This is a genomic window from Antribacter sp. NEAU-D49, assembly GCF_057158775.1.
In genome coordinates, this window is record NZ_JBXTSN010000014.1 from 98821 (window position 1) to 119525 (window position 20705).

Sequence of the window (20705 nt, forward strand, 5' to 3'; positions counted from 1 at the left end):
GTGCTCAGGCGGCTGGGCCGACCGGGTACTGGGCCAGCGTGGACGGCGAGAGCGAGAGAATCGCCGGGGCTGTGCCGCCGTAGAGCTCGAGCAGCCTGGCCCACGAGGTGACGGGGCGACGCACGCCGTCGCGCATCACGTAGACCGTGGCCGAGTCCGACGCCATGACCGCGTCGCTCAGCAGCCCGCCGCTCCCGAGCGTCGTCCACTGCACGTCGGTGAGATTCACCCCGTTGCACGGTGCTCCGAAGGCCGCGAGCATCGCGCACGACGAGGCGGGGTACCGGGTGCTCGCGTCGACGAGCGCGATCTCGCCGTCTGCGGGGTTCCGCACGAACTGGCGCAGCACCGCTCCCGGCGTCAGGTAGTCGACGTAGACCTGGGAGGCGTCGCTGACGCGACCGAGCGAGGTGAGCGCCAGGAGCGAGGGCATCGTCACCGGGTGCTTGGTCGTCCCGGACACGAGGTAGACCTCGCCGCTGGACGGGCCGAGGACGAACGCGCCGGTCCCCTGGCCACGGATCGAGGCGTAGGCGGCCTGTCCCGCCGACACCCGCGACCGGATCTCGCCCTGCCTCTCCCACAGGGTCTGCCCCGGGCACGCTGTCGCCGCGACGTCGCGGTGCCCGAAGATCGTCGGCAGGCTCCGCTGGTTGAGCGTGACGGTGCCGCCTGCGTCGACGCCGTGCAACGAGAGCTTCCATGACAGGAGGCGGACGATGGCGTCCACCGCCTCGTTGGTCACCGTCGTGACGCCGTAGTCGCCCAGGACGGAGACACCGACGGTGTTCGTGTTGTACCCGCTGACGTGAGCGCCGATGGTCTCGAGCTCGATTCCGCCGGCCCGGCCTTCCCAGATGTTCCCGTACTTGTCGACGAGGAAGTTGTAGCCGATGTCGCCCCAGTCACGCGTGATCGCGTGGTAGGTGTAGATCCCGCGGAGGATCGCGGGGACGTCCTCCGGGGAGTAGTCGTTGGTGCCGGCCGTGTGATGGATGACCGCAGCCTTGACGTCCCCCTGCGCGGGGTTCCACGTCATGATCGACTCGTCCGCGCCCCACGAGGCGCGGGAGTGAACAGCGGGAGCGCCGGTGCTGCCCGGCCACCCGGCTGTGACGGGACCGCCGGCGTTCACCGCCGTGGCGGCCGGGACCGACCTGCCGAACGGCCCAGACGCCGGGGCCGGGGCTTCGACGAGGGCGTCGGCAGCGAGCGCGCCCGGGTCGACCACGGTCAGGACGAGGTCCCGGACCCCTGCCGCTGCCGGACCGGTCGCCCGCACCTCCACCTGCGCGGCGTCGCCGATCACGAGGGGGGCGGTGCCGCTCGTGCCGCGGGGGCCGGCTTCGGGCTCGAGCGCCGTCCAGGCACCCCAGGTCCCGGCGTCGTCGGCGGACCGGGCCTGGATCTCGAACCTCGCGGGTTCGGCCGGGCCTGTCCAGGTGACGCCGACGGTGGCGAAGCCGGAGACGGGTGCCGACGCGAGGAGCACGTCGCCGGGCGTCTCCCGCTCGAGGGCCACCTCGGTGATCCCGGCCGGCGCAGGCGCGGGGTCGGCGGCGGGCCGGCTGAGGTGAGCGCTGCCGACTGCCGGCGGGGCGCCCACGAACGAGACGGCGAGAGCGAGCGGCGCCATCCGCAGGAACGTTCGGAAGAGTCTCTGCATCACTACAGCGTAAAGGCGCTATGTCCTGATCCGATCGAACGCCGTGTGACGTGTGGGTGAAGGCCCCCGGCGGTAGCCTCGATCGCATGCCCCTCCGGTCCCGCGCTCCGCGTCCCGGTCGCATCGCCACCGGGCCCGGCGCGCCGGGATACGCGCTCGTCCTCGCCGTCCTGACGGCTCTCGTCGCCTCCGTGGCGGTGGCCTGGGCGGTGCTCACGCCGCCGTTCCGCGCCCCCGACGAGCCCCAGCACCTCAACAGCGTGGTGCGCCTCGCCTACGGCGGCGGCTGGCCGGAGCCGGGCCAGGCGGCGATGGCCCCCGCGATCCTCGACGCCCAGGCCGAGGCTGCGCTCCACCGGGACCTGCCCGGCCGGTACCATGACCGGCCGAGCCGGGCCCAGTTCACGGACGCCGAGCCCACGCCGGATGCCGAGCGCACCCGCCTGGACGCCCGGGGCGCGCTCGCGGACGGGCCCGCCGACGACCCGGCCGACATCGACCAGATGACCCAGCACCCGCCCCTGTACTACGCGCTGGGCGCGGCGGTCCTGCGTGCCGCCGGCCTGGCCGACGCCCGCTGGGACGTGCAGCTCCTCGCCCTCCGGCTGCTCGACGTCGCGCTGTTCGTGCCCGTCGTCCCGCTCGCCGCGGCGTGCGTCCGGCGGCTCACCGGGTCCGACCGGGCGGCGCTCCTGGCCGCGACGCCCACTCTCTTCGCCCCGCAGGTGGGGCACGTCCTCGGCAGCGTCACGAACGACGCCCTGATGACGCTGAGCGGCGCCGTCGCGACGTACCTCTGCGTCCGGGTTCTGACCGGCGACCTGCGGTCCCGCACCGCCGTCGCCCTGGGGGTGGTGGTGGGCCTGGGCCTCCTCACCAAGGTCATGGCCGGCCTGGCCCTGCCCATGGTGGTGCTCGCCTACGCGCTCGCCGGCAGCGGCGCCCCGGTGGTCGTCCGCCTCACCCGGACAGCCACGACGCTCGGTGTCGCGTTCGTGGTGGGCGGCTGGTGGTGGGCGCGGAACCTCCTGGTGTACGGCACGGTCCAGCCGGACGGGATGGGCCCGCGGTTCGAGGACGTCCCGCCCGGTCCGTTCTGGACGTTCTGGCCGACGGCGGTGGGTCGCCTCGTGCGGTCGTCGTTCGGCGACCTGGGGTGGCTCGAGCTGCGGGCGCCGGTACCGTTCCTCGTCGTCGCCGCGCTCGCCGTGGTGGCCCTGACGGCCGCGGCGGTGCGGGCGAGGGGCACGCGCCGCGCCGTCGTGACGCTCCTGTCCTTCCCGCTGCTGCTCGCGGTGACCGTCCTCGGCAACGCCTGGCGCTTCTACTCGGAGCACGGCTGGTACGCGGGGATCCAGGGCCGGTACCTCTTCGGGGCACTCGTTGCGGTGAGCGCCGTCCTCGCGCTGGGCGCGTGGTGGTGCCTGGGCGGCGACCCGCGCAAGGGTGCCGTGGCGCTCCCGGTGGTGGTGCTGCTGGGCGGCCTGGTCGCCGCGTGGGGTCTCTGGTTCGGCCTCACCGGGATGTACCGGGGTCCGGGGGAGCACCTGGTCACGGTGCTGGAACGGTGGGCTGGGTGGAGCCCGCTCGGCGGGTGGGCGCTCGGTGCCGTCCTGGCCGGGGTGCTCGGCGTAGGCCTGGCGGCCTTGTCGGTGTCGGCGATCCTGGCGCGCCGGGTGGTGGCCGACCTCGACGGGCGGGTGACCCTCAGGCGGCCGGAGCCCGATCCCGTGCCGTCCTGACGACCAGGAACGCCGCCACCAGGGCGGCGACCACCGCGGCGCAGCCCACCACGAGGGCAGGCCCGGCGAGCACCGGGTAGCGCCCGTCCACGGGGGCTGCCGTCACCCGGTCGGAGAGCCACACGGCGAAGTCGACCAGCACCAGGCCCGTCCAGAGCGTGACGGCCACCCGTGGCCAGGCCACGAGGCAGCAGGCCACCGCCAGCCCGAGCGCCAGGACGACGGGGAGCAGATACCGGGGGTGCGCCGAGCCGTTGGTGGTCGTGTACGCGACCTGGACGGTGAGCGCCACGGCTGTCACGGCTCCCAGGAACGCGGCCGGCGGCACCGTCCGGTCGCCGCGCACCTGGCCTGGTGCGACGACCGGCAGCGGCCGGCGGCGCAGGCCCTGGACCGCCGCGACGGCGCCGGCGGCCGCGGGGACCACGAGCAGCACCACGGCCGCCGCACCGCGCGGGAGCACGCCGTCCCACTGGAACACGTCGAGGAGCTGGGCCCACGTGCTGGTGTCGGTCACCGCCTCGCCGAAGGTTCGGGTGCTGCGGCCCAGGTGCTCCGTCGACCAGTCCGGGTGACCGCCGGTGATGCTTCCTGTGGTCCGCCAGTTGCGCAGGTAGAACCACCCTGCCGTCAGGAGCACGGCGACGGGCCCCACGACGGCGAGGGCCAGGGCAGGGCGCAGGACCGGCGGGCGGGTGCGCACGAGCTGGGCGAGGAGGGCGGCGCCCAGGCACACGACGGCCAGGACGAGCGCCGATGCGCGGGCCAGGGCGCACGCTGCCGCGACGGCGGAGAGCGCCGTCACGAGCCGCGGGTCGAGCCCGCGCCGGAGGGCGCGGAGGGTGAGCCCCAGCAGCAGGGTGACCAGGAGGGCCGCAAGGATGTCGTTGTAGGCCGAGCCGCCGAGCCGGGCCGCCCACGCGGTGCAGGCGACCACGAGGGCCGTCGCCGCCGGCACCGGGCTGGCGGGGGAGGTCGCCTCCCGGGCTCCCCACCACGACGCCAGCACGAGCAGCGCGAGCAGGAGGGTGCTGACGGCCCGGGCGGCGTACGCGGCGGCCACCGGCCAACCTGCGTCCGCGAGCGGTCCGACCAGCGGCGCGAGCAGCAGGTAGTACAGGGGCGGGTGCTGCGCGGTCCACTGCACCGGGGGGACGAAGGCGTGCTCCGGCCGCAGGTCGAGCCCCTCCTCGAACACGGGGAGCTCGCCGTGCCAGACCTGGTAGGCGTAGTCGACGTGCGCGGCCTCGTCGGCCGACGCGTACGGCGAGACGGCGAGGGACTGGGTCAGGGCGAAGAGGACGCCCGCGAGCACGGACATGACGACCGCCGTGCGCCCGGGACCCCACGACCTGACTATCGTGTGGAGCACACGGAACAGCCTAGGGCCACCGCCCGCGGCACCAGCTCGAACGGACCCTTGATGAAACTGTTCGTCCAGATCCCCTGCCTGAACGAAGAAGCCACGCTCCCGCTCGTCCTGGCGACCATCCCCCGGGAGATCGAAGGCATCGACGAGATCGAGATCCTGGTCGTCGACGACGGGTCGACCGACGGGACGGCCGAGGTGGCCCGGCGCCTCGGGGTGCGGCACATCGTGCGGCACACCCGGAACATGGGCCTGGCGCGGTCCTTCCGCGACGGCATCGACTACGCGCTGCGGCACGGCGCCGACATCGTGGTCAACACGGACGGCGACAACCAGTACCCCCAGGAACGCATCGGGGACCTGGTGGCGCCGGTGGTGCGGGGCGAGGCCGACATCGTGATCGCCGACCGGCAGACGGCCACCATCGAGCACTTCTCGCCCTTCAAGAAGGCGATGCAGCGGGTCGGCAGCGAGGTCGTCAACTTCGCGGCGGGAACCGACCTGCCGGACGCGGCGAGCGGCTTCCGCGCCTACTCGCGCGCCGCGCTCCTGCGGCTCAACGTCGTCACGCAGTTCAGCTACTGCATGGAGACGATCATCCAGGCGGGCAGCAAGCGGATGCGGATCCTCAGCGTCCCGGTCACGACCAACCCGAAGACCCGGGAGTCGCGGCTGTTCAAGAGCATCGGCCAGCACATGCTCAAGTCCGCGCAGGCGATCGCGCGGAGCTACATCATGTACCGCCCGCACTTCGTCTTCGTGGGGCTGGGCCTGATCTTCCTCGTCGGGGCCCTGGTGCCGTTCGTGCGGTTCGCGGTGCTCGCGGCGATGGGCGACTCGGGCGGGCACGTCCAGTCGCTCGTCTTCGGCGCGGCCATGCTCGTCGGTTCGCTGCTGTGCTTCGCGCTGCTGGTCCTCGCCGACCTGCTCCAGTCCAACCGGGCCCTGGCCGAGGAGACGCTCGAACGGCTCAAGGAGCTGCAGTACGGCGGTGCGGTCCCCGGGGTGCTCCCGGCCACGACCGCCCCGGTCGCGGTGCCCGCCGCGGACGGGACCGCCTCGGACGGTGCGTCCGACGCCGCCCCCGCCTCCGCGGCCTTCGGCGTCAGGCCGAGCCGGGCGGCCACCCGGTGATCGTCGCGTTCGGCACGTACGACGCGTCCCGCCACCCGCGCGTCGCGGTCCTGGTCGACGGGCTGCGCGGGCGCGGTATCGAGGTGACCGAGCTAAACCGCCCGCTCGGCTTCTCCACCGCCGAGCGGGTGCGCATGCTGCAGCAGCCCTGGCGGGTGGTGAGCCTGCTGGCCCGGCTCGTCACCTGCTGGTGGCACCTCGTCGGCGACGCCGTCCGCCTGCGCAGGCGCTCCGGTGCTCCTGACGCCGTGCTCGTGGGATACCTCGGTCATTTCGACGTCCTCCTGGCCCGCGCCCTGTACCCCCGGACGACGGTCGTCCTCGACCACCTCGTGTTCGCCGGCGACACCGCGACCGACCGGGGAGCGCACGGCCTGCGCGTCCGGCTCCTGCGGCTGCTGGACCGGGTCGCGACCGCGTGCGCGGACGTCGTCGTGACCGACACCGACGAGCACCGGGCCATGCTGCGCGAGCCCGGCCGGGGCGTCGTCGTCCCGGTCGGTGCGCGGGACGAGTGGTTCGACGCCGCTCTGCCGCCTGCGCCGCGGAGCGACGGCGACCCGCTCCGGGTCGTCTTCTACGGGCTCTTCACACCGCTCCAGGGCGCGCCGGTCATCGGTGAGGCGCTCGCCCTCGCCGCAGCCGCGGGCACGCGCCTCGAGGTCACGATGGTGGGGGAAGGGCAGGACCTCGCCCGCACGAGGGAGCTCGCCGCCGACGTGCCGGGGGTCTCGTGGCTGGGCTGGACGGATCCCGCCACGCTGCCCGCCCTCGTCGCGGCGCACGACGTCTGCCTCGGCATCTTCTCCGACACCCCGAAGGGGCTCCGTGTCGTCCCCAACAAGGTCTACCAGGGCCTCGCTGCGGGATGCGTCGTGGTCACGTCGGACACCCCGCCGCAGCGCCGGGTGGTCGGCGACGTCGCCGAGCTCGTGCCACCCGCCGACCCGGCGGCGCTCGCGGCCACGCTGGCCGACCTCGCGCGGCCCGAGCGGCTCGCCGCCGCCCGGGCGAGGGCCGCGGAGGGGAGGGACCGGACCCGGGCGAGCGCCGTCGTCGGGCCGCTCGTCGAGGTGCTGCGCCGCCCGCAGGGGGTGCCCCAGGCCACCCGCTCCACGCACCAGGGAGCCGCCGACGGCGCCGGGGCAGGCGCGTGACCGCCCGGCTGCTCGCGCTGCTGCGGTCGCCCGCCGTCCGCTGGGGCTTCCTGGTCGTGGCGCTCGGGGGCGCCGTCTGGGCCGTCCTGGCCTACCGCGAGGAGCTCGGCGTCGCCTGGCGCGAGCTGTCGCCGGGGCTGCTGGTCGCCGCGTTCGCACTGGGCGTCGCGTACGTGGCGTGCACGTTCGTGGCCTGGCGCAGGGTGCTCGCCGACCTCGGGTCGCCGCTCCCGCTGGGTGTGGCCGTGAGCGTGTTCGGCATCAGCCAGGTCGGCAAGTACGTGCCCGGTGCCGTGTGGAACGTCGTGGCTGCCGCAGAGCTCGGCTCGGAGCACCACGTGCCGCGGCGGCGGTCGCTCGCGGCGATGGCGGTCGGGGTGCTGATCGGCGTGGTGTCCGGCTGCGCCGTCGGCGCCGCGTCGCTGCCGTTCCTCGTCACCGGCGACCTCGGCCCGTGGCGGGCCGCGGCGTGGGCCGCGCCCCTGGTCCTCGTGCTCCTCGTCCCGGCGGTGCTCAACAGGGTCATCGACCTCGCCCTCCGGCTCGCCCGGCGGCCGGCGCTGGAGCACCCGCTCACCTGGCAGGGCCTGGGGGCGGCCACGGCGTGGTCCGTCGTCGGCTGGCTGCTCGCAGGCGCGCAGGTGTGGCTGCTGGTGACGGCGCTCGGGCTGCCGCCGTCGGCGCGCAGCCTCGCCCTCGCCGTCGGGGGGTACGCGGCGGCCTGGGTGGTCGGCTTCGTCGCGGTGCTCGCGCCGGCGGGCGCGGGGGTGCGGGAGCTGGTGCTCGCCGCGGCGCTGGGCGGCGCCCTGCCCGCGCCCGCGGTCGCGCTCACGGTCATCGTCAGCCGCGTGCTCCTCACGCTCGCGGACCTGGCCTTCGCGGGGGCCGGCGCCCTGCTCGCCCGGCGCCGTACGCGGAACCACCTAGGATCGACGCCGTGACCCACGAACCGGCCCACGACACGACGACCGGCCCCGGCGCCGAACTGACCGAGCCCACGCCGACCGCCGCCGCGACGCTGCCCACCGCGAGCCGCTGGCTCGTGACGGGGGCCGCCGGCATGCTCGGCCGCGACCTGGTGGACGCCGCACGCGCGGCAGGTGCCACCGTCACGGCGCTCGGACGCGCCGAGCTGGACATCACCGACCCGGTGGCCACGGCCGCGGCCGCGGCCGGGCACGACGTGGTCGTGAACTGCTCCGCCTGGACCGCCGTCGACGACGCCGAGACGCAGGAGGGCGCGGCGTTCCTCGTCAACGCCGTCGGCCCGGCCAACCTCGCCCGGGCGGCCCACGCCGCGGGCGCGAGGCTCGTCCACATCTCCACCGACTACGTGTTCGACGGGGACGCCACCGAGCCGTATCCCGAGGACGCGCCGATCGCGCCCCGCTCCGCCTACGGGCGCACCAAGGCGGCAGGCGAGTGGGCGGTGCGGTCGGAGGCACCCGACCACCTGATCGTCCGGGCCGCCTGGCTCTACGGCGAGCACGGCACGAGCTTCCCCCGCACCATCGCCCGCGTCGCGGCCGACCGGGAGGTCATCACCGTGGTGGCCGATCAGGAGGGGCAGCCCACCTGGACGGTCGACCTGGCCGACCTGGTCGTACGCCTCGTCGCCGCCCAGGTGCCGGCGGGGACCTACCACGGCACCTCGTCCGGCTCCACCACCTGGTACGGGTTCGCCGAGGAGGTGGTCCGGGCCGCCGGGCTCGCCACCCGGGTCGACCCCGTGACGAGCGCCGAGTACGCGCGCCCGGCGCCCCGGCCCGCCTACTCCGTGCTGTCGCACGCGGCGCTCCACGCGGCCGGCGTCGCACCGATCGGCGACTGGTCCGAGCGCTGGGCCGTCGCGCACCCCGCAATCCTCAAGGGCTGACCCGCCGCGCCGGGCGACCGCCCGCTCCGCACCACGTTCCTCGCCACCTCGAACCGCAGGAGCCACCGTGTCCCTCCCGCCTCTCACGCTCTACGCGCAGCTGCGCTGGGACGTCGTCCGCGGGCTGCTCCCGCGCGAGCGCTCCCGCGTCCTCGAGGTCGGCTGCGGCCAGGGGGCCGTGGGCGTGCGGCTCGCGACCCAGCACGAGTACACCGGGGTCGAGCTCGACGGTGCGAGCGTCGAGGTGGCAGCCCGGCGCATGGCCGACGCCGGCCTGGACGGCACCCTGGTGCACGGGGCGCTCGGCACCCTGCCCGCCGACGAGACCTTCGACCTGGTCTGCGCGTTCGAGGTGCTCGAGCACATCGAGGACGACGAGAAGGCCCTCGACGAGTGGGTGCGGAGGCTTCGACCCGGTGGGGTGCTCCTGCTCTCCACGCCCGCGTGGCAGTCACGCTTCGGGCCCATGGACGAGGCCGTCGGGCACTTCCGCCGCTACGACCCGGACCGGCTCCGCGCTGCCCTGGAGGGGGCCGGGCTCGCCTCGGTCGGCACCCGGCTGTACGGCATGCCCCTCGGGTACGCGCTCGAGGCGGTGCGTAACCAGGTGGCGCGCGGACGTTCCGGCCTGCGCGAGGAGGGCACGGTGGCGGACCGGACGGCCCGCAGCGGGCGGTTGTTCCAGCCGTCGACGGCGCTCGCGGGCGCGGCGACCGCCACCGCCACCTGGCCCTTCCGGATGGCGCAGCGAGCTTTCCCGCGCACCGGCACGGGCCTGGTGGCCTGGGGGAGCGCAACCGGCTGATCGCGAGGGCGCGGCCCGGGCGCACGCCCGGGCCGCGCCCCCCCGCGGCGGCGGACCGCGAGCGCCGCCCGGGTGAACCCCGGCCCCGAGCTTCCTGCCGGGGCCACCGGGTGGCTACTCTCGACGGAGGGCGTGCCGTCCGGCCGGCCCGACGATGGAGGACTCGATGACGAGGACCCGCCCGGTCGTCGCCGTGGCCGCGCTGCTGGTGACGCTGCTCTCGGCCACCGTGACCGCCCCGGCCGCTGCCACCCAGGACGACTACTTCCTGGTGAAGTGGGAGTACAACGACACGATCTACACGGTCCCGGGGACGGCCGAGGGGTGGGCCGAGACGCGCGCCCCCCGCGAGTACCTCTCGCCCGAGGCGTGGCGCGAGCTCGGCGAGCCGGAGCCGCTCGTGTGGCAGAGCGACACGTTCGTGGCGCTGCCGTGGAGCGACCGGATCTTCGCGAGGACGCACTGGCCGGACTTCGGCGCTTCCGGCGTCTACCACCTGAGCCACCAGCAGTGGGAGGCGGAGGGGCGGCCCGGGCCGGCGCGCGACATCCTGCTGTGCCGCGACCTCAACTGCCAGATCGGGAGGTACAGCACCTCTCCCCACCTCTACGTGATGTCCGACGTCGAGCCGTGGCACCAGCTCACGTACGAGGAGTGGGCGGCCCTCGGGTTCAAGCCGCCGTTCCACTACTTCTCCCCGCTGGGCGTGTACCGGCTGCCGTGGAGCACCACGGTCTTCCTGGTCGACGCCGGAGCGATCGGCCCGGCCGGACACTCGACCTCCACCGTGTTCGGGGAGTCCTGCCACCACGGCGTGACCTACGCCGAGTGGGTCCACGGCGGGTCGCCGGTCCCCGTGACGGTGTCGTCGACGACGTACGACCGCTACCTCATGAGCGAGCAGCCTGGCGCGCTGCCGCCCGAGGCCGTCGTCTACGACGGCCCGGCCGGTTACGTCCACCTGACCGAGGCGCAGTGGGCCGCCGGGGGACGACCCGTGCCCGACGTCGTGCCGGTAGCCCTGCCGCCGGCCCCGCCCGGCGGCTGCTGGAGCTAGCCGAACGGGCCCGGGGCACCGTCAGGCCGTGACGCGCTCCGAGTCCCGGAGCCGCGTCAGGCGCGCTGCGTCGGACTCGAGGGCCGCCGCGGTGGCGGGCGACGTCAGCACGACCGAGCCGTCGCCCGCCCAGGTCGCGAGCAGCTCGCGGAGCACCGCGTCGACCGGACCGCGGCCGTCGACGAGCGATCGGGCACCGGCGGGACCAGGGCTCGGCACCAGGTCGGCGTGCGTGACCCGCGTCCCGGCGCCGGGCGCGACCACCGCCGTGGCGGCGGGGTCGACGTCGGGCACCCAGCCGATCACGTCGCCGTAGGTCATGACCGCCGACGCGGCGTCCATGGCGCCGGCAGGCAGGTCCCCGTCGAACCGCCGCGCGAGCGCCGGGAGGGACACGACCACGAGCTCGCCGGGGTGCCCTGCCCACCGGTCGGGCGAGGACGTCACCACGACGTCGGCCCGTGACCCAGGGCCGTCCTCGGCGCCGGGTCCGGGAACGACGACGGTCGCCCCGCACCGCCAGGCAGCGAGGGCCCATACGGCGGTGCGCCAGTGCACCGGGAGGTCGAGCGCCACGGAGGTCGCCGGGGCGGCGTCGAACTCCTCCACGAGGAGGTTGACGGTCTTGCTGACCCAGTTGCCGAGGACGGCGCCCGAGAGCTCGACCCGTTCGCCGTCGTCGCCGTACCAGGTGAGGCGCGGGCGGCCGGGTTCGCGCAGGAGGCGGTCGAGCAGGGTGGCGACAGGAGCGACAGGCATGCCCTCAGAGTAGGCGGCGCGGGCTGCAGAAATTTTCTTCCGCGCACATCGTACGAAACTCGTTCCTCATCCGTCTCTTGGGGGCGGAACCTGTTGCGGACCTGCACCGTTGCTGGTCATAGGGGTGGTGAACTCCTAGTGGAGATCGGGGTCGATAGCACACTTCCGCTTGACGACTCCAGACGACACGCGTGTAATTCCAGGTATGCAGTTTTCGTAAGAACGCATCACGTAAGACGGCATGGAGGGGCACACCATGTGGAACATGCTGGATGGAGACGTGGGACTCGGGTCGGATGTCGGGCGTCGCCCGGAGCGCGTCGCGCCCGTGCTGCCGCTGTTCGGTGAGCCGGTGATGGACGACTCGCTGCTCGGCTGGCAGGAGCGGGCGCTGTGCGCCCAGACGGACCCGGAGGCCTTCTTCCCGGAGAAGGGCGGGTCCACCCGCGAGGCCAAGAAGGTCTGCCAGGGGTGCGAGGTCCGGGCCGAGTGCCTCGACTACGCGCTGGCGAACGACGAGCGGTTCGGCATCTGGGGCGGGCTCTCGGAGCGCGAGCGCCGCAAGCTGAAGCGCCGCGCCGTATAGCAACACGCCGCCGACGCGCCGGGGACCACGTCCCACGCGCCGGCGGGACGGGAACGCATGATGTGGAGCGAGATGATCGCTCCACGCACGGACCTCGAGTCCCCCGTCGACCCGTCGCTGGGTGCCGTGGTGGCCGTCACCGGCTCTGTTCCGGTGGTCGTCACGGTGACAGCGGTGGTGGTCACGCGCGGCCGCAGCCCGTACCTCGCGGCCACGCTCGCCGCGGTGCGCGCGCAGACGTACGCCCCGGACGCGGTCGTGGTGGTCGACGTGGACACCGCCCCGGCGACCTCGGCCCACCCCGATCTCCAGCTCGGTGACGCCCGGTTCGTGGCTGGTGCGGGCGCCCGCACGTTCGGCGATGGTGTCGACGCGGCGCTGGCCGCCGCGGGCGTCCCGGAACGGGGCTGGATCTGGCTCCTCCACGACGACTCGGCTCCCGCGCCCGGCGCTCTCGCGGCGCTGATGCGCGCGATCGAGCACTCCGCGGCCGTCGCCGTGGCCGGGTGCAAGCAGCGCCGCTGGGAGCTCGCCGCGGACGGCTCGCCCCTCGACCCCTCGGCGGCCGACCGCGGCGTCCTCCTCGAGGTGGGGCACACGGTGACGCGGCTGTCCCGTCGCACCACACGGGTCGACGACACCGAGATCGACCAGGGCCAGCACGACGCGACGGAGGACGTCCTCGCCGTCGGGCTGGCCGGAGCCCTCGTCCGCACCCAGGTGTGGCGGGCCCTGCGCGGGACGGACCCCGAGCTGGGGCCCTTCGGTGACTCGACCGACTTCTGCCGCCGCGTGCGCCTGGCCGGTCACCGCGTCGTCGTCGTGCCGCAGGCGGTGGTGCGGCATGCGCAGGCCTCGCTCCTCGGGCTGCGCGGGCGGCCCGCGCGCGGTGCGGCACCCGTGACGGAGCCCCCCGGGGCGGGCCCGGTGCCCCGGCTCGACCCGGCTCGCGCCGCGCGCCGAACCCGCGCAGCCCGGCGACGTGCAGAGCTCTACCTGCGGCTCGTCTCGGCCCCCGCTGTGCTGGTGCCAGTCGTGGCGCTCGCGATGCTTCTCTGGGCGCCGGTGCAGGCGGCCTACCGGCTGGCCCTCAAGCAGCCCGTGCAGGCCCGGGACGAGCTCCTGGCTCCCCTGTGGGTGGCCACGCGGGTGGCGCCGCTGGTCCGGGCCCGCCGGAACGCAGCGCGGACCCAGGTGGTGCCGCGCAGCGTCCTGCGCCCCTTGGTCGCATCCTGGCGCGACGTGTGGTCCGAGCAGCGCGACAGCCGCCTCGCCCGGGCGGAGCTGCACCGCACGGGGGCCGTGCCGTCGGAGCTCGAGCGGGCGGAGCTGCGGCGGCTTGCCGCCCGGCGCCGGACAGCCCTGACCACCGCGCTCCTCGCTGCCGTGGGCCTCGCGCTCGTGGCGTTCGGCCCGGTCCTGGGAACCGTGGCGGCGGGCGGCCGCCTCGTGGGCGGCGCCCTGCTGCCGGCCGGGGGCACCGTGGGCGACGTCTGGGCGGCCGCGACCTCCGGCTGGGTCCGCGACGGGCTGGGGGCCTCCGCCCCCGCCGACCCGATCCTGCTGCCGCTCACCCTCCTGTCGGCGCTCGCCGGGGGCTCGCTGCAGACGGCGGTGCACGCCGTGCTCGTCGCCGCGTTCCCGCTCGCCGCGCTCGGGGCCTGGGCCGCGGCCGGCGCCGTCACCCGGTCGCCCTGGCTCCGAGCCTGGGCCGCCCTGCTGTGGACGGCCGCGCCGGTGCTCCTCGTCGCGGTCGGCACCGGCCGCCTCGGCGCCCTCGTGGCGCACCTGGTCCTGCCGTGGGCCGCGCTCGCGCTCGCGCGCGCGGTCGGCGCCCAGGCCGTGGACGTCGTGGACGTCGCGGAGACCCGGGCCACCCCGGAGGCGCGCGGGTCCCGTAGCGCACAGCACGGGGCGCACAGCGGCGCCGCCCGGCCGGGCCCGTCGCTGGGGGCGGCGGGTGCGGCGGGCCTGCTCCTCGCCGTCGCCGTCTGCGGAGCCCCGGTGCTGCTGCCCGTCGCGGTGGTGGTCCTCGCCGGGGCGGCGCTCGCGGTCCGGGCCCGGCGGCGCTACCTGGCGCTCGCGCTCGTCCCGGCCCTCGTGGCGGGGGCGCCGCTGTGGTGGGAGGCGGTCCGTGCCGAGGGCGCCTGGCGGCTGCTGCTCGCCGAGCCGGTGTCCGGCCGGGGCGCCACGTCCGGCGCCGCCGCCGGCTGGCAGCTGCTGCTGGGCCTGCCGCACGACCCGGGACCGCTGTTCTCGGCCGACGTGCCCGGCGCACTGGGTTCCGTCCTGGCCGCCGTGGCCCGCGTGGGCCCCTACGTCGCGGGTGCGGTCGTGGTGGGCCTCGCGCTGGCGGCGCTGGCCCGACGGTCCGGGGCGGGAGCGCGGACGGGGTGGCTCGTCGCCGCTGCGGGCCTCGGCGTGGCCGTGCTCGCGCAGGGTCCCGGCCAGGAGGTCGGCGCCTGGACGGGGCCGGGCCTCTCCCTCGTCCTGCTCGGTCTGGGCGCGGCGGCGCTGCGCGGCGCGGCCGGGTTGCGCGAGGCGCCCTCGCCGCGTCGTGCGGACCAGGAGTCGCGCGCCGAGCCCGGGGAGCCGCGCGCCGGGTGGCATCGGGCCGGACGGGTGTCCCGCCTCGTGGCGGTGAGCGTGCTCGGCACCCTCGCCGTCCTCGCCCCGGTCGGCGGGGTGGTGGCCTGGGTGGCACAGGGGCCGGTCAGCGGCTCGGCGCCCGGCACGCTGCACGTCACGGCCGACCCGGTGGTGTCCGCCGTGGGCCGGCAGATGCAGGCGCCGCCCCGACAGGCCCGCGTGCTCGAGCTGGCCGTGGGCCGGGACGGCTCGGTGACCCACACGCCGCTGCGGGGCGACGGCACCCAGCTCCTCGACGCGTCGGTCGCCACGGCGGGGCGCCCGGCGAGCGAGCCGGAGGGCGAGCTCGACACGCTCGCTGCCGAGCTCGTCGCCGGCACCGCGCCCGACCTCGGACCGCGGCTGGCGTCGCTCGGGTTCGGGGCGGTCCAGGTGCGGTCGTCCGACGCCGCCGCGGCCGAGCTGGTGGCGACGCTCGACCTCGTGCCCGGACTGGCACGCGTCACGGAGGGGCAGGCCGTCACGGTGTGGCGGGTCGTTCCCGAGACCGGGCCGCCACCCGGCTGGGCCCGGGTCGAGGTCCCTGCGGAGGGGACCGTCGCGGTGCTCCCGTCGGCAGGGCCGGCGGTGCGCACCCCGGTGGACCCGGGCGACCCGGCGCGGGTGCTCGTGCTCGCGGAGAGCGCGGGCCCGGGCTGGCGCGCGACGCTCGACGGCCGTCCGCTGGACCAGGTCGACGGCGCCTCGGTGGGGGCCGACGGGCTCCAGGCCTTCGCTCTGGGGGCCGGCGGCGGGCACGTCGTCGTCACGCACGACACCGCCTACCGGGCCCCGTGGCTCGCCGTCGGCGTGCTGACGCTCGCCGTCTTCACCATGCTGGCCCTGCCCGTCGTCCGACGGAGGAACCGATGATCCCCGCCCGCGCCCGGCACCTCCTGCGGCGAACCGGAGCCGTCGTCGCGGGAGCGGCCTGCGTGGCCGCCGTCGCGGCCCTGGCCGCTACCCCCGCCGCGAGCGGCGACGCTCCTGCGGGCGCCGTCCGCGAGGTCGCAGTCCGCCCCGCCGAGTCGGTGCTCGTCTGCCCCACGCCCGTGCGGCTCGTCCAGCCGGAGGTGGGCGACGACCAGTTCGCGGCGAGCCCCGTCGAGACGGCGGGCGCCTTGGCGGCGGTCGCCTGGAGCGCGGACGGCGCCCGCACCACCGGGCTGGCCGGCGGCACGGCCGCCCCGCTGACCGGGCCGCTCGCGGCAGGTCCCGACGCCGCCACGACCGGCGGGAGCCTGCCCGGCGACGCCCGCGTGGTGCGGGCCGACGTGTCCGGCGACGGGACCTCGGCCGTGGCGGGAGTGAGCGCGTCCCTCACGACGGCGGGCGACCTGCGGGGGCTCGCGGCCGGCGCGTGCGCGGTCCCCGGGATCGACGGCTGGCTCGTGGGCGGCTCGACCGAGGTGGGCGCGAGCGCGCGCCTGGTGCTCCAGAACCCCGGCCGCACACCCGCCAAGGTCCACCTCGAGGCCTGGGGCCCGTCCGGACCTGTCGTCCTGGGGAGCCAGGCCGCGATGGTCGTCCCGCCCGGGGAGCAGGTGGAGGCGCTGCTCGAGGCCATCGCCCCGGAGCAGCGACGCCTCGCGCTGCGGGTCTCGGCGACGGGCGGGCGGGTCACCGCGTTCGTGCAGCACCACGCGATCGACGGCATCGTCCCCGCGGGCGTCGACCTGGTGACTCCCGGGGCCGCGCCCGCGCCGGCCGTGGCCGTCACCGGTCTGATGAGCGCAGGGGAGGCGGTGGACGACCCGCACGCGCCGCTGCTCCGGGTCCTCGCGCCCGGGGACCGGGCGGGCGCGGCCCGGGTGACGGTCTACGGGCCCGACGGTCCCGTACGGCTCCGGGGCGGGGAAGAGCTCACGCTCGAACCGGGCCACGTGACCGACGTCCCGCTCGGCGGGCTGCCCGCCGGGGCCTACACCGTCGTGGTGGACGCCGACGTGCCGGTGGTCGCCGCGGGGACGTTCACCCGAGCGGGAGCGCCCGCCGCGGACGCGGTGATCGACGAGACACCGTACGACCGTGCCTGGTCGGCAGGTCAGGCGGTGACCGTCGGCGCCGGCGTCGCCGCGCTCGTTCCCGGCGCCGCCTCGACGGTCGTGCTCACCGCCGTCCCGGCCGACCGCGGACCGGACGCGACGCCGACCGGGGCGAGCGCCGTCGTCGTGCAGGGGGTGGACGGCGCGGGGACCGCGACCGGGTCCCGCACGCTCGAGGTTCCCGCGGGGAGCGCCATCGCACTCGATCCCGCCGAGCTGGGCGCCGGGACGGCGGCCGTGCGCGTGGAGCCCGCCGCCGAGGGCCCGGCCCTGGTCTGGGCGGTCGTCGCCTCGGACGACGACGGCACGGACCAGCCGGGCACCCTCGTCTCCGTGACGGCGCCCACACCCGTGCTGCCCGTCACCTCGGCGGTGACCGTCCGGCGCGTCACCGCGACCGGCTGAGCCGCAGGCTCAGCGGCCCTCGTACTTCGGGTCGATCTCCTCGGGCGTGCGCGCGAGGAGGTGGGCCACCTGCTCCACGACCACCTCGCGCACCAGGTCGCCCAGGTCCTCCTGGTCCACGGCACGCACCTCGACGGGACGCCGGTAGACCACGATGCGCGCCGGGCGCCCCGCCTCCGGCGGGAAGCACCGGCCGAGCGGCACCCCGCCGTCCTCCCAGGGGGCTGGGTCGGACGGCGGCACGTCCTCGACGCCGAACTCCGTGCCCTTGAGCTGCGGGCCCCAGGTGCGGTCGAGGTCGTCCACGACGTCCAGCACCAGGTCGTCGAAACGCTGCGCCCGGGTGCGGTGCGCGGGCGTGCCCGGCGGGAGCAGCGGCCCCCGCAGGCCGCGACCACGGCGGTCGCGCCGCCGGGGGGAGACCCGCGCCGGGAACGTCACGTCGTCCGGCGACGCCGCCGCGCCGCCCTGAGCCGAGGGGGTGCGAGCAGTGACGTCGCCCGGGGAGGGGCGCCCCCGGCGCCGTCCGCCGGGACGCGGGTGCCCGCCGCGCGGGGAGCCGAAGAGTGCCACGCCACGACTCTAAGCCCGCGCTCCGTGCGCGGACCACGGCGTGCCGTGCCGCACACGCGGGGCCGTCCGGCGTGTTCGCGCCATCGCTCCCGGTCAGGGCGTACTCTCAGCCCGTGAGATCGGTGAGGCAGTGTTCGCGCACGGCATGCACGCGTGCTGCCGTGGCGACACTCACGTACGTGTATGCGGACTCGACGGCGGTGCTGGGCCCGCTCGCGCACCTGGCCGAGCCGCACAGCTACGACCTGTGCGCGGACCATGCCGAGCGCCTCACCGCCCCGCGCGGCTGGGAGGTCGTGCGGCTCACCCCCGCGTTCCTGGACGCGGGCCCCACGCCCGACGACCTGTCGGCGCTCGCCGACGCCGTGCGGGAGGCGGGCCGCGTACGGCCGGTGCCCGAGCCGCCGTCCGTCACGGAGACCGCCCGGCGCGGTCACCTGAGGGTGCTGCGGGGCGACGAGGAGTAGGGCAAGATCCTCTCGTGAAGATCGCCGTCGCAGGGACCGGCTATGTCGGGCTGTCGAACGCTGTGCTGCTCGCCCAGAACCACGACGTGGTCGCGGTGGACATCGATCCCGGGAGGGTGGAGCTCGTCAGCTCCGGCCGGTCACCTGTGGCTGACCCGGAGCTGGAGGAGTACCTCGCCTCCGGCCGGCTGAGCCTGCGGGCCACGCTGGACGCCGCCGAGGCCTACACGGACGCCACGTTCGTGGTGGTCGCCACCCCGACCGACTACGACGAGACCACCCACTCGTTCGACACCCGCACCGTGGAGTCGGTGATCGACACCGTGCTCCGGGTGAACCCGGGCGCCCACCTGGTCGTCAAGTCCACGGTGCCCGTGGGGTTCACGGACCGGGTGCGGGCCGAGCACCCCGGCGCCTCCATCCTGTTCTCGCCGGAGTTCCTCCGCGAGGGGCGGGCCCTGTACGACAACCTGCACCCGTCCCGGATCGTCGTGGGCGACCGGTCCGACGTGGGCAAGCTGTTCGCCGACCTGATGGCCGAGGGGGCCGTGGACACGGATGTCCCGGTGCTGCTCACCGACGCGACGGAGGCCGAGGCGATCAAGCTGTTCGCCAACACCTACCTGGCGCTGCGGGTCGCGTACTTCAACGAGCTGGACACGTACGCCGCCACGCGCGGCCTGGACTCGGCGCAGATCATCGAGGGCGTGGGGCTGGACCCCCGGATCGGCTCGCACTACAACAACCCGTCGTTCGGCTACGGCGGCTACTGCCTGCCCAAGGACACCAAGCAGCTCCTGGCCAACTATCACGACGTGCCGCAGAACCTGATCAACGCGGTGGTCGAGGCCAACACCACCCGCAAGGACTTCGTCGCGGCGGACATCCTGCGGCGGTCGCCGCAGGTGGTGGGCATCTACCGGCTCATCATGAAGTCCGGGTCCGACAACTTCCGGGCCTCGTCGATCCAGGGCATCATGAAGCGGATCAAGGCCAAGGGCGTGGAGGTCGTCGTCTACGAGCCTGCGCTCACGGAGGACCGCTTCTTCAACTCCGAGGTGATCCGCGACCTCGACGAGTTCAAGGCGCGCGCCGACGTGATCGTGGCGAACCGCCGCACCGAGCTGCTCGACGACGTGGCCGAGAAGGTCTACACGCGCGACATCTACGGCCGCGACTGACCCGTCAGGGCACCCACGCGCAGACGGCGTGACCCGAGCCGGAGAGCCGCACGGCACCCGCGGCGTGCGGCACGAACACCGCCTGCCCCCGGGCCAGCGGCGTCCGGGACTGCCCGCAGCCCAGCTCGACCTCGCCCTCGAGCACGAGCACCACCCGGGGCCCGCTCGCGGGCAGCGGGACGGGCTCGCCGGGGTCGACGTCGGCGATCGTGAGCGCGAACTCGTCCACCGGTGCACGGTACGTCTGGACCTGCTTGCGCCCGCCGCTCGTCGTGACGACCGGGTGCACGGGCGGGCTCGGCACGAACGAGGTGCTGCGGACCAGGGCGTCCATGTCCACGCGCTTGGTCGTGAGCCCGGCGCGCAGGACGTTGTCGGAGCTCGCCATGATCTCGACCCCGAGACCGGACAGGTAGGCGTGCACCTCGCCCGGCGGGACGAACACCGCCTCGCCCGGCTCGAGGGTCACCCGGTTGAGCATCAGCGAGGCGATCGCCCCCGGGTCGCCGGGGTGCTGCTCGGCGAGGTCCACGACCGTCCGGTCGGCCCTCGCGAACGGCGACCCGTCGGCGAGCCGCTTCCGCACGGACTTCACGGTGAGGTCGATGTCGGCCCGGCAGCCCTTGTCGGACCGTGCGCCGAGGAGGTGGCAGAACGCGTCGCGCATCGCGTCGGCGGAGCGGCCGGCCCGCAGGATGCCCGTCACCGCCTCCACGAGGGCACCGTCGAGCCCGTCGAGGAGCGCCAGGATGCTCCGGGGGCTGCGGAACCCGGCCAGGCCCTCGAACTGCGTGACGGCAACGAGCAGCTCGGGCTTGTGCTGGTCGTCGTGGAAGCTGCGCTCGGGCGAGCCCACGGCCAGGCCCGCCCGGTTGTCGCGGTTGAAGCCCGCCCGCGCGGTGTGTGGCCGGGGGTGCACCTGCAGCGAGAGCGCGCGACGGGCCGAGAGGACCTTCATCAGGTACGGCAGCCGCGGGCCGAACTCGTCCGTGACCCGCCGCCCCAGCATCGCCGCCGGGTTCTCCCGGACCAGCTCGTCCAGCCGCCGGGCGACGCCGTCGACCTCGGCCACGGAGGAGCCGTTGGGGTGGGCGCCGAGCCAGAGCTCCGCCTGCGGGGTGTCGTCCGGTTCCTGGCCGAGGAGGCGGGGGATGGCATCGAAGCTGCCCCAGTCGTACTTCTGCACCGTGCTGGTGAGGACGAGTGGCGCTCCGAGAGCCTGCATTCCGGGGATTCTAGTAGCGGACGCCGGGAG

Annotated in this window: 17 protein-coding genes; 12 read left to right on the forward strand and 5 right to left on the reverse strand. The window is 75.5% G+C overall.

From position 1 onward, the window contains the following. Positions 1-4: 4 nt before the first annotated feature. Positions 5-1666 carry a peptidoglycan recognition protein family protein gene (locus AC060K_RS12595; protein ID WP_483765757.1) on the reverse strand — a complete coding sequence of 554 codons (1662 nt, stop codon included), beginning with the start codon at positions 1664-1666 and terminating at the stop codon, positions 5-7. Positions 1667-1752: 86 nt separating this feature from the next. Here AC060K_RS12595 and AC060K_RS12600 point away from each other — a divergent pair, with 86 nt between their 5' ends. Beyond that, positions 1753-3408, forward strand: coding sequence for a DUF2142 domain-containing protein (locus AC060K_RS12600; protein WP_483765758.1), 1656 nt, complete (start codon positions 1753-1755; stop codon positions 3406-3408). Here AC060K_RS12600 and AC060K_RS12605 read toward each other — a convergent pair. Then, complete coding sequence (locus AC060K_RS12605) at positions 3374-4780, reverse strand: hypothetical protein (protein ID WP_483765759.1); 1407 nt, start codon at positions 4778-4780, stop codon at positions 3374-3376. The genes AC060K_RS12600 and AC060K_RS12605 overlap by 35 nt on opposite strands. Before the next feature lie 51 nt (positions 4781-4831). On the opposite strand from AC060K_RS12605, the gene AC060K_RS12610 reads away from it, so the two are divergent. The 6 genes from AC060K_RS12610 to AC060K_RS12635 all read left to right on the forward strand — a co-directional run bounded on the left by AC060K_RS12610 (position 4832) and on the right by AC060K_RS12635 (position 10806). Next, complete coding sequence (locus AC060K_RS12610) at positions 4832-5911, forward strand: glycosyltransferase family 2 protein (RefSeq protein WP_483765760.1); 1080 nt, start codon at positions 4832-4834, stop codon at positions 5909-5911. After that, the gene (locus tag AC060K_RS12615; RefSeq protein WP_483765761.1) at positions 5908-7068 is read left to right on the forward strand and encodes a glycosyltransferase; all 1161 of its coding nucleotides are present in this window, start codon (positions 5908-5910) and stop codon (positions 7066-7068) included. Before AC060K_RS12610 ends, AC060K_RS12615 begins: the two co-directional genes overlap by 4 nt. Continuing rightward, positions 7065-8009 (forward strand): lysylphosphatidylglycerol synthase domain-containing protein, encoded by a 945-nt coding sequence (locus tag AC060K_RS12620; RefSeq protein ID WP_483765762.1) that lies wholly within the window; start codon positions 7065-7067, stop codon positions 8007-8009. The genes AC060K_RS12615 and AC060K_RS12620 overlap by 4 nt, the downstream gene beginning before the upstream one ends. 44 nt (positions 8010-8053) lie before the next feature. Continuing rightward, the gene (gene rfbD / locus AC060K_RS12625; RefSeq protein ID WP_483765783.1) at positions 8054-8944 is read left to right on the forward strand and encodes a dTDP-4-dehydrorhamnose reductase; all 891 of its coding nucleotides are present in this window, start codon (positions 8054-8056) and stop codon (positions 8942-8944) included. Between the two features lie 67 nt (positions 8945-9011). Continuing rightward, positions 9012-9749: a class I SAM-dependent methyltransferase gene (locus AC060K_RS12630; RefSeq protein WP_483765763.1), complete on the forward strand. Its 738-nt coding sequence runs from the start codon at positions 9012-9014 to the stop codon at positions 9747-9749. A 166-nt stretch (positions 9750-9915) separates the two neighbouring features. Continuing rightward, positions 9916-10806 carry a hypothetical protein gene (locus AC060K_RS12635; protein WP_483765764.1) on the forward strand — a complete coding sequence of 297 codons (891 nt, stop codon included), beginning with the start codon at positions 9916-9918 and terminating at the stop codon, positions 10804-10806. A gap of 21 nt (positions 10807-10827) precedes the next feature. Here AC060K_RS12635 and AC060K_RS12640 read toward each other — a convergent pair whose 3' ends face one another. Continuing rightward, positions 10828-11565 carry a TIGR03089 family protein gene (locus AC060K_RS12640; protein WP_483765765.1) on the reverse strand — a complete coding sequence of 246 codons (738 nt, stop codon included), beginning with the start codon at positions 11563-11565 and terminating at the stop codon, positions 10828-10830. 256 nt (positions 11566-11821) lie between these two features. Here AC060K_RS12640 and AC060K_RS12645 point away from each other — a divergent pair, with 256 nt between their 5' ends. The 3 genes from AC060K_RS12645 (at position 11822) to AC060K_RS12655 (ending at position 17229) form a co-directional block, all read left to right on the forward strand. Beyond that, positions 11822-12151, forward strand: a complete 330-nt coding sequence (locus tag AC060K_RS12645) for a WhiB family transcriptional regulator (protein ID WP_125774468.1) — start codon at positions 11822-11824, stop codon at positions 12149-12151. A gap of 72 nt (positions 12152-12223) precedes the next feature. Next, positions 12224-15652 (forward strand): glycosyltransferase, encoded by a 3429-nt coding sequence (locus tag AC060K_RS12650; protein WP_483765766.1) that lies wholly within the window; start codon positions 12224-12226, stop codon positions 15650-15652. Continuing rightward, entirely contained in the window at positions 15649-17229 is a 1581-nt protein-coding gene (locus AC060K_RS12655; protein WP_483765767.1) for a DUF5719 family protein, read from the forward strand. The genes AC060K_RS12650 and AC060K_RS12655 overlap by 4 nt, the downstream gene beginning before the upstream one ends. 9 nt (positions 17230-17238) lie before the next feature. Here the strand turns inward: AC060K_RS12655 and AC060K_RS12660 are convergent, their stop codons facing one another. Beyond that, the gene (locus tag AC060K_RS12660; RefSeq protein ID WP_483765768.1) at positions 17239-17802 is read right to left on the reverse strand and encodes a metallopeptidase family protein; all 564 of its coding nucleotides are present in this window, start codon (positions 17800-17802) and stop codon (positions 17239-17241) included. A gap of 113 nt (positions 17803-17915) precedes the next feature. On the opposite strand from AC060K_RS12660, the gene AC060K_RS12665 reads away from it, so the two are divergent. Together AC060K_RS12665 and AC060K_RS12670 are read left to right on the forward strand one after the other, a co-directional pair. After that, positions 17916-18269, forward strand: a complete 354-nt coding sequence (locus AC060K_RS12665; protein ID WP_483765769.1) for a DUF3499 domain-containing protein — start codon at positions 17916-17918, stop codon at positions 18267-18269. Between the two features lie 14 nt (positions 18270-18283). Continuing rightward, positions 18284-19450: a nucleotide sugar dehydrogenase gene (locus tag AC060K_RS12670; RefSeq protein ID WP_483765770.1), complete on the forward strand. Its 1167-nt coding sequence runs from the start codon at positions 18284-18286 to the stop codon at positions 19448-19450. A gap of 4 nt (positions 19451-19454) precedes the next feature. Here AC060K_RS12670 and manA read toward each other — a convergent pair whose 3' ends face one another. Further along, positions 19455-20675, reverse strand: a complete 1221-nt coding sequence (gene manA, locus AC060K_RS12675) for a mannose-6-phosphate isomerase, class I (protein WP_483765771.1) — start codon at positions 20673-20675, stop codon at positions 19455-19457. Positions 20676-20705: the final 30 nt, after the last annotated feature.